Genomic DNA, 11,681 nt, shown 5'->3' with positions numbered 1-11,681 from the left:
TTTTTATTAATTTCTGTCATTCCGACCAAAGCGGAGGAATCTCTTTTTTTGAGATACTTCGACAAGCTCAGCATGACATTGTTAAATAATTATTTATTGTGATAGTGAATGGATGTTTTGACATTGGCAAACTTTCGAAACATTTCCATGACACCACAATATTTTTCAATAGATAGGTCAACTGCTTTTTGAATTTTAGCTTCGTTTAAATTATCACCATAAAAATGATATTCAACCGTAACAGTATGATAATATTTCGGATGTTCCTCGGTCAATTCACCATAGGTGTCCATTCTAAAATCAGAAATTTTCACTTTCATTTTATCCAAAATAGACACCACATCCAATCCTGAACAACCTGCCAAAGCCGAGAGCATCAAAGCTTTAGGACGCAAGCCTGAATTATGGCCACCATGCTCTTCTGAAGTATCGATTAGTAATGTTTTACCGCTTGGGTTGTCTGACTCAAAAAGCATATTGCCTTTCCAATGTGTGGTGACTTTATGTGACATTTTAAAGAATTTTTTTGTTTATTGTAATGTATAATATTTCATTAAATAGGACACAATGAATATCTTAAAACACTGAATTTAACAACTTAAAATTTAGACAAAAGATATTTATTGTATGATATCAAAAATACCAATAAAAAATAGACTATGCCACTAGTAACGCCATTATCACCCGAGCATGATTTAGAGACTAAAAAGTTAGCTGAATTCTTCAATGAAACACTTGGGTTTTGTCCAAATTCCGTGCTAACCATGCAACGCAGGCCAGCCATTTCCAAAGCTTTTATCAACCTCAACAAAGCCGTTATGGCCAATGAAGGTCGCGTGACATCTGCGCTAAAACGTATGATTGCCTGGGTCAGTAGCAATGCCACGGGTTGTCGCTATTGTCAAGCGCATGCCATTCGTGCTGCGGAGCGCTATGGTGCTGAACAAGAGCAACTGGATAATATTTGGGAATACCGAACCCATCCTGCTTTTTCTGAAGCCGAGCGTGCAGCTTTGGATTTTAGTCTGGCAGCCAGTCAGGTGCCCAATACGGTTGATGCGTCAATTCAAAAACGATTATATGAACATTGGGATGAAGGTGAAATTGTTGAAATGCTGGGTGTGATTTCATTGTTTGGTTATTTAAACCGTTGGAACGATAGCATGGGAACCAGCATTGAAGAAGGCGCAGTTGAAAGTGGTAATCAGTATTTAGGTAAACATGGTTGGGTAAAGGGAAAGCATGGTTAATGATTGCTGAATATTATTTTTCGAGATGTCTTCTCTCTGTCATCAATTAAAATTGATCTAGAAGTAATTGTAGCCCAAATGGAATCTTTTCTGGATTTATTCTTTGAAATCAAATCATAAACTAGTTTCATTTTTTGAACTGAATCAGATATGTGAATAGGCTCTCCCATAATTTCAACATTCTTTATTATAATATCTGTCATTGAATCAATTGAAAAAGTGTCTTTTGAATAGGTTTTCAATTGGTCCACTATTGCATGGTTAAAATCTGGATGCTTTGATTTCAATAATAATAAGTCATAAAATTCTTGTAGTTTTTCTGTGCTTAATTCTTTATATTCAAATGGCTCTTCCAATGTTTCGTATGCCTCAGGGGCATAGTAGCTGTCTTCAACGGTTTCTTTTTCAAATTCAACCGCATCATAGCTTTCACTTTTTTTACTGACATCATTATTGCATGAAACTATTATTAAAAAAATAAATATGTTCTTAATCTTTTTCATTTCACAATAAACTTTAATGTCACTATTTTATCATCATGAATTTTCTTGTCCAAAATTTCAATCCGTCTTAAGCTTTTAGTGGGTATAGTGAGTAAGTTAATAAATTCATCCTTTGAATAAACCTCTACACCTATATCATCATTATAAAATCTATATATTTTTACTTCATTAGATAAAAGTGATTTTAAACCTTCTACATGGTTTTTCCAATCCTTTATATTCCCATTAGCATAATAATGTAGCATCAATGAGTAATCATCTGAAATGACTTTAACTGTTTGGCTGTAATTTGAGTTAATATTCCTAACTATCGTATCGGTTTTATGATAGGGTGACTGAACAACAAACTTTACTACATCACTTTTGGACTTATATGAAAAACATCCCAAGCTATCAGTTGTTAGATGAATTGGTGATTCATTTTCTTGAAGTATTTTTATGTCTAATTTAACATTGGTGACATACTCATTTTTAATGGCGTCTACAAAACAAAATTCAAAATTGTTTTTAGAATTCAATCGGTATATAAAAAACCCTAAAGGGATTGAAATTATTATCCAAAACCATGAAAAATAGTTTGCTGACTTAACTGTAATTTTAGTTTTATGTTCAGCTTTGAAATCATTCCAATTATTAAATCCAACATAGTTGCTCAATAAATTTAGAACATCTATTCTAGGAAGTTTTTGAGGTGGGTTTTTTATATAAGAGTAAAACCATTTTTCACTTATTCTGCCGTTTACTTTATCAAACAAATCCTCTTGAAAAGCGACTATTTCACTTCCTTTCCATTCCTCAATAGGACTTGAAACACTATTGTGATCTGAAAAAGCTTTTTCAATTTTTCTTGTCAATAGATTAAAATAATGTCTATCTGCTTTGTTCAATCAAACGTATTTATTTGTTTATCAATTATTTAAAAATTGTAAAATAGTTTACAAGTATTATTCAAGAGCTTTTCAAAGGAAACTTGAGGCCAACTAATAAGTTTGTTTCAGTAATTCTTAAAAATAAAAAATTATGAAAGCAATCGTGTTTAAAAAAAGCTTAAAATTCTTAATTATCTTTTTAACCCTCTTTTTTATTTCCTGCAACACAAATTCCTATAAGGAAGATTTGGTTGCAGAAGAGGTCGATCTTACTGAAGAGTTTGAAATTGCCAATTCAGAAGGTACCATCTCAAATTTTGTTCTAAAGCAAAATTCTGCTCCACTAGATTTAAAAATAATAAAATCTGCTTCCGCAAGATATAAAGTTAAGGATGTAAAAGAAGCTACTCAAAAAATCAAAATCATTGCCCAACAATATGGGGCATATATTTCGGATTTGAGGTTTCAAAATGATTTATATAAAAAAGAAAATAGGTTTACTATTAAAGTTCCTCAATTATATTTTGATAAAATAATGGATTCTGTTTATACGGTTGTTGATTTCATAGAATATGAAAATATAACAACCAAAGATGTCACTGAAGAATATATTGATTTAGAAACTAGGTTAAAAACCAAACTTGAGGTCAAACAGCGTTATGAAGATATCTTAAGGAAGAATGCAAAAACGGTTGAAGATATTTTAAAAGCCGAAGACAGATTGCGTATTATTCAAGAAGAAATAGAGGCCGCTCAAGGACGATTAAAATATTTAACAAATAAAGTTTCGTTCAGCACAATACAAATTGATTTATATGAAAATGTTGATTACCAGGAGGAGCCCGAAAGCTACACCAAAACTTTTTGGGATAAATCCAAAGAAGGCTTCAGCAATGGCTGGTCAATTATTGAAGTTTTTGTTGTTTTCGTTATAACAATTTGGCCTATAATAATAATAGGTATAATTACTTTTATTTTAGTCAAAAAACGTGTCACAAAGAATCGTTGACAACCTTAATTAAACCCCTGCTTCAAAGTAAGGGGTTTTATTTTCTCCCACCAACCACAATTACGATTTCGCCTTTAGGTGGTTTATTGTTGTAATAATCCAGCACCTCTTTGGCAGAACCACGTATCGTTTCTTCATAAAGTTTAGTCAGTTCACGAGATACCGAAACTGGTCTGTCATCTCCAAAAAACTCACAAAAATGGGCGAGCGTTTTTAAAAGCTTGTGAGGGGACTCATAAAAAATTATGGTTCGAGTTTCTTCTGCCAGCAAGTTTAAGCGTGTTTGACGGCCTTTTTTAACAGGCAAAAACCCTTCAAATACAAACTTATCGTTTGGTAAGCCACTATTTACCAAAGCGGGAACAAATGCTGTTGCGCCTGGTAAACATTCCACGTCAATATCGTTTTCTATACAAGCTCGTGTCAACAAAAAACCGGGATCGGAAATAGCTGGTGTGCCAGCATCACTAATTAGAGCTATGGTCGTTCCGCCTTTTAATTTATTTATTAATCCTTCCACTGTTTTGTGTTCATTGTGCATGTGGTGGGACTGCGAAGGCGTGTTAATCTCAAAGTGCTTGAGGAGTTTGCCTGATGTTCGTGTGTCTTCGGCTAGAATCAAATCAACTTCCTTTAAAACCTCAATAGCCCTAAAGGTCATATCCTTTAAATTACCAATAGGTGTGGGAACAATATAAAGTTTCATAATGTGCGGATTTCCTCTCAAATTTACATACTTTTAAACTATATTGACGCAACCTTTTGACTATTTGTGCATCTAACTAAAAACCAATCTATGCAAAATAAAATCCTGGCACTATTTTTTATCTGTTTTTGCATTGGGATTGGGTTTGGTCAAACGACGGATTTGGCCATTTCAGTTGAAGCACAGGATTTGTCTGGCAGCGATATTTCACAAGCGCATATTTACGAAGAATTCCAATATCTGGTAACTATCACCAATTCCGGTAATGCCGTTCAAAATGCCGTTTTTAATCAAACTATTAATGCAGATGCAACAATTATTTCGTATGTGAGCCAGAACCCAACAGGTGGCACCACACTAATAACGGATTTTGCTGTGGTAGGCAATCAAATATCAGGAACCATTGCCAATTTTCCAGCAGCAGCGAGTCTTCAGGTGAAAGTGGTATTGCGAGCACCTCCTGAAGTTGGTGGTATTGCTACAACAGTGACCATTACACCACCCGATACTGTGACTGACACCAATGAGGGAAATAATATTTCCATTATCTCCATAGACATCACTGATATAATTGTTGATTTTACCGTATCGCATGAGCAAATTTCACCAGCTCCCGGAACACCAATTAGCAATTGGGGTGATACCATTACTTATCATGTGACCATTACTAATAATAGCGATATCGTTTATCCATTGGTAGGTTTTTCTGGGATTATGGAACTGAATTCCTTGGCAGTAAATGGATTGCCTATTGTTCAGTTGGTTTCCATGAGCTGTATTAGTGCAAATAATGGATCGGATTGTTATAATGATTTTAATGTTAACCCGATACCCAGAACTATTTTTGCGGCGACTCCAACAAGGGTTTATGAATTCCTTATAAATCATGAATTTCAACCCAATAGTACATTGACATTTGAAATGGTTTATCAATTTTTGGAACCAGAATGTAGGGTAAATCCAGCCCAAATGATTGTTACCAGTCATATTGAGATAGCATTGGATCATGCCAACGAATCATCCAACGAATCCAATGATGTTGAGAGCATTTTGATTGAAGCCGCACTCTGTCAAGAAACCGACGTGTGTATTGATACCGTTCAAATTTCTCCTACCGTTGGTGATTTGGTCAATTGGGGTGAATCGATAGTCTATGAAACAACCATTTGCAACAATGGCCCTTTGGACGCTGATGTAATAGCCAGTTTTAGAAACACCTCTAACAATGTGCTTTGGCAGATTACATCCATAGAATGTATTGAAAGTGAATCAACAATACCTTGTAACACGACGACTTTCGCCAACGCTGGGCAATATTGGGTTTGTAATGTTTTTAATATGCCTGTTGGTGAAATTCTCACTGTTAGGACCACCCTTCATTTTATAGAACCTGAATGTGTTATTGGCAATATTAACGGCATTGCGCGAAGTAACATTAGTATTGAATCACCCAATATTGAAGATAGTTTTCAACTCAATAATACAGATTTCGACAATATCGATTTACCCTTGAATGTGCCACAATGCGAAGTGGTTGAACTGCAAGTTACCAAAACGCAAATAGCGCCTCAATTACCTGAAGGAAGTTCTCCTGATAACACGACTGCTTGGGGTTCACCAATTACTTACGAAATTGTTGTTTCTAATGAAAGTGCTGTTGACACCAACATAGTATTGAGTGATTACTATGAGCTTGATGCAACTTCCAATATTCCCGAAGCAGTACTTGAGTCCGTAACCTGTGTATCGACAACTGGAAGTGCTTCCTGTTTTGATATTGAACATGCGAATATAGGCGTTATATTAGATGGTATATCTGACGGCAATGGTGATCCTGATGTCTTTTGGGAGATTTTGGAAGAAGATCAATGGGCACTTCCTGGTATGAGTTCTGTAACTTTTCACGTTGAAATCAATTGGATGCCTGAATGTTTACTCGGGGAAATAAAAGGAACCAATAAAGTATCACTAGTTGCTGTTGGTCCACAATCTGATAATACGGAAGTGGGTTCATTGGCTACTACTTATTTTGCGCCTTGTGTAGATTTAGTAGTTCAAACCTTTCCTGAATTTCCTACTGTTTTTGTCAATCAACCATTTAATTGGATAATTGATATCACTAATAGCAACACAAGTGACGAAATTATCGATGCCGAATTTATTGATACTTTAGACAATCGATTTACTATTACCGGAACACCTACCTGTCAAGTGACTTCTGGTAATGCAACCTGCATTTCATCGTTTAATGTTTCAGGAAATACTATTTCGGGAATCATTCCACAAATGGATGTCGGCTCAACAGTTAGAGTTTTTATTCCTGTTGAAGCACCTAATATTGGTGGTGCCTTTGTGAATACCGCAGAAGCTATTCCTAGTCCAATTAATAATGAAGAACTCACACCAGAAACCAATATTTCCATTAGTAGTGTTCAGGTCTTAGCACCAACATTAGAAAAATGGTTTGACCCAGATGTTATTTACACTCACGAAGAAAGCACTTTAACATTTACCATTTACAGTGTAGATTCTGGAGAGACCGAAAGCAATATTTCGTTTACCGATAATTTGCCCAACGGACTCGTATTGACATCTCAACCTGTTTGGGTTAATAGCAATGGTAGTACAGGAACCTTCGTTGGCGATATTGGTGATAACTTTGTAGGTATTACTAATTTAAATATTCCTCAAAGCGCTTCTGAATGTACCTTTTCAGTAACGGTTACCTCAACTATTCCCGGAATATACATTAACAACCACACCAATTTTACCAATCAGAATAATATTGATACCTCTGAAGTTTTGGCTCAACTGGAAGTTCTTCAAAATCCAAATGCACCAACTGATTGTTTGGAAATTCCTGAAGTATTCACGCCCAATAACGATGGCGTCAACGATTATTTCGAAATACCGTGTATTGAGGACTTTGAAACTAACACCTTGAAAATTTTCAATCGCTATGGTGTATTGGTATTTGAACAGGAAAACTACGATAATTCTTGGGATGGCAGACCCAATCAAGGTTTGTTGCACAATTCAGACAAACCGCTTCCTGTTGGTACCTACTATTACATTCTAGAAGCCGGCAATGAAAAACCGCTTATGGGTTGGGTGTACTTAAATTACTAGATGCTTAAGCGTCATATTTACTTTCTATGATTTCCATAAAACGGATTTCATAATCCTCTTTGCCTTCCCAATTACCATAATCAGGTTTTACCATCTTTTGGATAAAGGTTTTGGCATCATCAAATGAGTTGATGGTATTTATTTGTGAAAGTACACGATCATAATCTTCCGATTTTCCTTCAAAAAGATGCTTAATAAAAGCAATCTTATCATTTAAGCCAATGTTTAACCCTTTCTTTAATTTGTCGTTCAGGGACTTTTTCCCTTCCTGTTTAGATTTATCTACTGGTTCAAAAACTGGCTCTTCCAAAAAATCAGCCGTAAGGTCATCCAAATTGTTTTTATGGATTTGGGTCTTGGTTCCCGCTTTTTCAAAAATGGCATCGACTGCTTGTGCCTCTTGGGGCATTTGGGCTACCATATCCTTAATTTTTTCAATGGCTGGCTCCATAATTTCCTCATGTTCGGAATCATCTAGGTTGATATAGATTTTATCTTCAAACTCGATATTGTCACTAACTTTATTGTTAAAAGCCACATCCAGCATTTCAAAAAATGACGAGTCATTACCAATCGTTGGCAACTCATCTTCAAGGTTTTCTTTAGCAAACTTCAAAACAGTGAGCTTTTCATAAAGCGCTGCCACCTCCTGATGCATTTTATCTATATCATCTTGGCCTTTTAGTTTAAGTATTCTATGTGCTATACTCATTAACTCGGCTTCGAGCTTCTTCTTCATAATTTTTTATATTTAAAACAGATTAATGCTTTTGATTTTTAATAAATTTACGCCACCTTTATACAAAACGAACAATAAGTTTGTTTTAGTGTTAAAATTACAAAATGTTTCTCGAAAATACCGTAAATCATAAAGAACAATTTGGTTGGATTGAGGTCATTTGTGGGTCTATGTTCTCTGGAAAAACAGAAGAATTGATTCGCAGACTAAAACGTGCCCAATTTGCCAGACAGAAAGTGGAGATTTTTAAACCTTCCATTGATGTACGGTATGATGAGGACAAAGTGGTTTCGCATGATGAAAATGAAATTCGGTCAACCCCTGTTCCGGCAGCTGCCAATATTCCAATACTGGCTGATGGTTGTGACGTTGTAGGGATTGACGAGGCCCAGTTTTTTGACGATGAAATTGTCCGTGTATGTAATGATTTGGCTAATAAAGGGGTCAGGGTTATTGTTGCTGGTTTAGACATGGATTTTAAAGGCAATCCTTTTGGGCCTATGCCCAATTTAATGGCTACTGCAGAATACGTAACTAAAGTTCACGCTATTTGTACAAAAACAGGGAATTTAGCACAATATAGCTACCGAAAAGCTAAAAGCGATGATTTAGTATTGCTTGGTGAGGTTGACGAATATGAACCCTTGAGTCGAGCAGCATTTTATAAGTCCATGCTTCGTGATAAAGTACGCAACATGAAGGTTAATGATGCAGAAGAAATTCAAACCAACAACAAGAATGGCAAAAGTGCATGAAACGGTTTTAGAGATTGACCTAAAAGCTTTAAAACACAATTTCCATTTCATTAAATCCAAACTTTTACCGGACACTAAAATTTTAGCTGTTGTTAAAGCCTTTGCCTACGGTAGTGATTCTATTGAGGTTGCTAAATGTCTTGAGAATCTGGCTGTAGATTATCTGGCAGTAGCTTACGTGAAAGAAGGTGTTGCTTTAAGAGAAGCTGGGATAAAATTGCCCATTCTTGTGCTTCATCCACAATCTGTGAATTTTAAAACACTCATAGATTATTGCCTTGAGCCCAGTATTTATAGTTTTTTTGTTTTGGGTACTTTTTCAGAATTAGTTACCAAGGAAAAACTACAGGACTATCCCATACATCTGAAATTCAATACCGGATTAAACCGTTTGGGTTTTAAATCTCCAGATGTCGAGTCTGTGATGACTAAAATTAATAATTCTGATAGCTTAAAGGTGAAATCTGTTTTTTCACATTTAGCAGCCAGTGAGGATATGAATGAAAAGGCGTTTTCTGAAAACCAAATAAAAGCTTTCAAGGAAATTATTTCAAATATTGAGCCTTACTTGGACTATAAGCCCATCTATCATCTGTGCAATACTTCAGGTATCATGAATTATCCCCATGCTCATTTTGATATGGTAAGAACCGGAATTGGACTGTATGGTTTTGGGAATTCCGATAAAATTGATGCCCAATTAATGCCAATTGCTACTTTAAAATCTATCATATCCCAAATTCATCAACTAGATTCTGGTGAAAGTGTTGGTTATAATAGAGCCTATAAAGCTTCAAAACCCATGAGGTCAGCCACCATTCCAATAGGTCATGCGGATGGTATTGGGAGACAATATGGCAATCAAAAAGGGTTTGTGTCAATTCACAACCAAAAGGCTCCAATTATAGGTAATGTGTGTATGGATATGCTCATGGTAGATGTAACGGATATTCCCTGCCGAGAAGGTGATGAGGTGATTTTATTTGGAAAATCGCCTTCGGCAGTTTCATTTTCCCAAACTACCCAAAGTATTTCTTATGAAATAATCACTGGAATCTCGCAACGCGTCAAACGTGTTTATTTAAAATAACTACTTGTAAATGATTGTTTGTAGGAATCTTTTTTCTAAATTAGTTTTTGTAACATTAACTAAAAACTAACATTATGCTTAAAGAATTCAAGGAATTTGCCATGAAAGGCAATTTAGTTGACATCGCTGTTGCCTTTGTAATGGGTGCTGCTTTTAACAAGGTTGTTGCATCATTTACAGGAGGTATTGTATCACCCCTTGTTGGGTTAATCTTTAATACCGATTTTAAAGATTTAAAATATGTAATCACTGAAGGAACAGCTAATGAGGCTGGAGAGGTAGTTGGCGAAGTAGCTGTTTTGTATGGTGATTTTTTGACTAATGTCATTGACTTTATAATTGTCGCCTTCGTGATGTTTATGCTCATTAAAGGAATAAACCGTATGAAAAAGAAAGAAGAGCCTGCACCTGAAGCGCCAGCTGGACCTTCAGACAACGAATTGCTTCAAGAAATTAGAGATTTATTGAAAAAATAGTCGCTACACTATATATTCTAACCTTTAAACCACTTCAAAATTGAAGTGGTTTTTTTGTGTTATTTTAAATCCAAAACATCAGGAATTAACTATTTTTGTAACAAATTAGGTTTATGAAAATAGCAGTTGTAGGCGCGACAGGTATGGTCGGCGAGGTTATGTTAAAGGTTCTTGAGGAACGTAATTTTCCAGTTACGGAATTAATTCCTGTGGCATCCGAAAAATCGGTTGGGAAGCCTGTTGATTTTAAAGGCAAAACCTATCACGTGGTTAATTTGGAAACTGCCGTGTCTCTAAAGCCTGAAATTGCTTTGTTTTCTGCTGGAGGAAATACATCTTTAGAGTGGGCTCCTAAGTTTGCTGAAGCAGGTACCACAGTTATCGATAATTCATCCGCATGGCGTATGGATTTGGATAAAAAATTAGTAGTCCCCGAAATTAATGCCCAAGCGTTAACCAAAAGCGACAAAATAATTGCAAACCCTAACTGTTCTACCATTCAAATGGTAATGGTGCTGGCACCATTACATAAAAAATACACCATCAAACGAATTGTTGTTTCAACCTATCAATCTATTTCAGGAACTGGCGTAAAAGCTGTTAAACAATTAGAAAATGAATTGGCTGGTGTTAAAGGTGAAATGGCTTATCCATATCCTATTCATCAAAATGCGTTACCTCATTGTGATGTTTTTGAAGATAATGGGTACACCAAAGAAGAGATGAAATTGGTTCGTGAAACTCAAAAAATATTAGATGATAGATCCATTGCAGTAACCGCTACTGCTGTAAGAATACCAACTGCTGGAGGACACAGCGAGTCTGTTAATGTTGAGTTTGAAAATGATTTTGACCTCAATGAAGTACGACAGTTATTAAACAATACTTCTGGTGTGGTGCTTCAAGATAATCCCGATGTGAACATCTATCCCATGCCCATTTATGCCCATGGAAAAGATGATGTTTTTGTTGGCAGAATCAGAAGAGATGGCTCGCAACCCAACTCTTTAAATATGTGGATTGTTAGTGATAATTTGAGAAAAGGAGCCGCAACAAACACGGTTCAAATTGCTGAATACTTAATAAAAAATAATTTAGTTTAATTTTTTAAGTATTTGAGTAGGGTTTTTGTTTGTTAAATTGTTTAATTAGTGC

Annotated in this window: 12 protein-coding genes; 7 read left to right on the top strand and 5 right to left on the bottom strand. The window is 35.5% G+C overall.

The window, feature by feature from the left end:
* Positions 1-89 precede the first annotated feature (89 nt).
* A complete protein-coding gene (locus ACKXGU_RS08955) occupies positions 90-512 on the bottom strand; it encodes an OsmC family protein (protein ID WP_463464991.1) in 423 nt (140 codons plus the stop codon).
* A 147-nt stretch (positions 513-659) separates the two neighbouring features.
* Here ACKXGU_RS08955 and ACKXGU_RS08950 point away from each other — a divergent pair, with 147 nt between their 5' ends.
* Positions 660-1,250 (top strand): carboxymuconolactone decarboxylase family protein, encoded by a 591-nt coding sequence (locus ACKXGU_RS08950; RefSeq protein WP_463464990.1) that lies wholly within the window; start codon positions 660-662, stop codon positions 1,248-1,250.
* Here the strand turns inward: ACKXGU_RS08950 and ACKXGU_RS08945 are convergent.
* Both ACKXGU_RS08945 and ACKXGU_RS08940 read right to left on the bottom strand, forming a co-directional pair.
* The gene (locus tag ACKXGU_RS08945) at positions 1,247-1,753 is read right to left on the bottom strand and encodes a hypothetical protein (RefSeq protein ID WP_463464989.1); all 507 of its coding nucleotides are present in this window, start codon (positions 1,751-1,753) and stop codon (positions 1,247-1,249) included. The two genes, ACKXGU_RS08950 and ACKXGU_RS08945, sit on opposite strands and share 4 nt — an antisense overlap.
* The gene (locus ACKXGU_RS08940) at positions 1,750-2,640 is read right to left on the bottom strand and encodes a hypothetical protein (protein WP_463464988.1); all 891 of its coding nucleotides are present in this window, start codon (positions 2,638-2,640) and stop codon (positions 1,750-1,752) included. Before ACKXGU_RS08940 ends, ACKXGU_RS08945 begins: the two co-directional genes overlap by 4 nt.
* 133 nt (positions 2,641-2,773) lie before the next feature.
* On the opposite strand from ACKXGU_RS08940, the gene ACKXGU_RS08935 reads away from it, so the two are divergent.
* On the top strand, positions 2,774-3,631 hold the full coding sequence (locus tag ACKXGU_RS08935; RefSeq protein ID WP_463464987.1) for a DUF4349 domain-containing protein: 858 nt from the start codon (positions 2,774-2,776) through the stop codon (positions 3,629-3,631).
* 37 nt (positions 3,632-3,668) lie between these two features.
* Here the strand turns inward: ACKXGU_RS08935 and rsmI are convergent, their stop codons facing one another.
* Entirely contained in the window at positions 3,669-4,340 is a 672-nt protein-coding gene (gene rsmI, locus ACKXGU_RS08930) for a 16S rRNA (cytidine(1402)-2'-O)-methyltransferase (protein WP_463467423.1), read from the bottom strand.
* Positions 4,341-4,427: 87 nt separating this feature from the next.
* Here rsmI and ACKXGU_RS08925 point away from each other — a divergent pair, with 87 nt between their 5' ends.
* Positions 4,428-7,466: a gliding motility-associated C-terminal domain-containing protein gene (locus tag ACKXGU_RS08925; RefSeq protein ID WP_463464986.1), complete on the top strand. Its 3,039-nt coding sequence runs from the start codon at positions 4,428-4,430 to the stop codon at positions 7,464-7,466.
* 4 nt (positions 7,467-7,470) lie between these two features.
* On the opposite strand, the gene ACKXGU_RS08920 is transcribed toward ACKXGU_RS08925, so the two are convergent.
* A complete protein-coding gene (locus tag ACKXGU_RS08920) occupies positions 7,471-8,205 on the bottom strand; it encodes a hypothetical protein (RefSeq protein ID WP_463464985.1) in 735 nt (244 codons plus the stop codon).
* 104 nt (positions 8,206-8,309) lie between these two features.
* Between ACKXGU_RS08920 and ACKXGU_RS08915 the strand changes: the two genes are divergently transcribed.
* The 4 genes from ACKXGU_RS08915 (at position 8,310) to ACKXGU_RS08900 (ending at position 11,629) form a co-directional block, all read left to right on the top strand.
* The gene (locus tag ACKXGU_RS08915; protein WP_103050707.1) at positions 8,310-8,960 is read left to right on the top strand and encodes a thymidine kinase; all 651 of its coding nucleotides are present in this window, start codon (positions 8,310-8,312) and stop codon (positions 8,958-8,960) included.
* Positions 8,944-10,050 (top strand): alanine racemase, encoded by a 1,107-nt coding sequence (alr, locus tag ACKXGU_RS08910; RefSeq protein WP_463467422.1) that lies wholly within the window; start codon positions 8,944-8,946, stop codon positions 10,048-10,050. Before ACKXGU_RS08915 ends, alr begins: the two co-directional genes overlap by 17 nt.
* A 74-nt stretch (positions 10,051-10,124) precedes the next feature.
* Entirely contained in the window at positions 10,125-10,526 is a 402-nt protein-coding gene (gene mscL / locus ACKXGU_RS08905; RefSeq protein WP_103050706.1) for a large-conductance mechanosensitive channel protein MscL, read from the top strand.
* Between the two features lie 113 nt (positions 10,527-10,639).
* Positions 10,640-11,629, top strand: coding sequence for an aspartate-semialdehyde dehydrogenase (locus ACKXGU_RS08900; protein WP_463464984.1), 990 nt, complete (start codon positions 10,640-10,642; stop codon positions 11,627-11,629).
* Positions 11,630-11,681 lie beyond the last annotated feature (52 nt).

Source organism: Hanstruepera sp. CR43 (genome assembly GCF_055227665.1).
The sequence above is the reverse complement of the archived record's forward strand: the minus strand, read 5'-3'. Positions and strand labels throughout refer to the sequence as shown.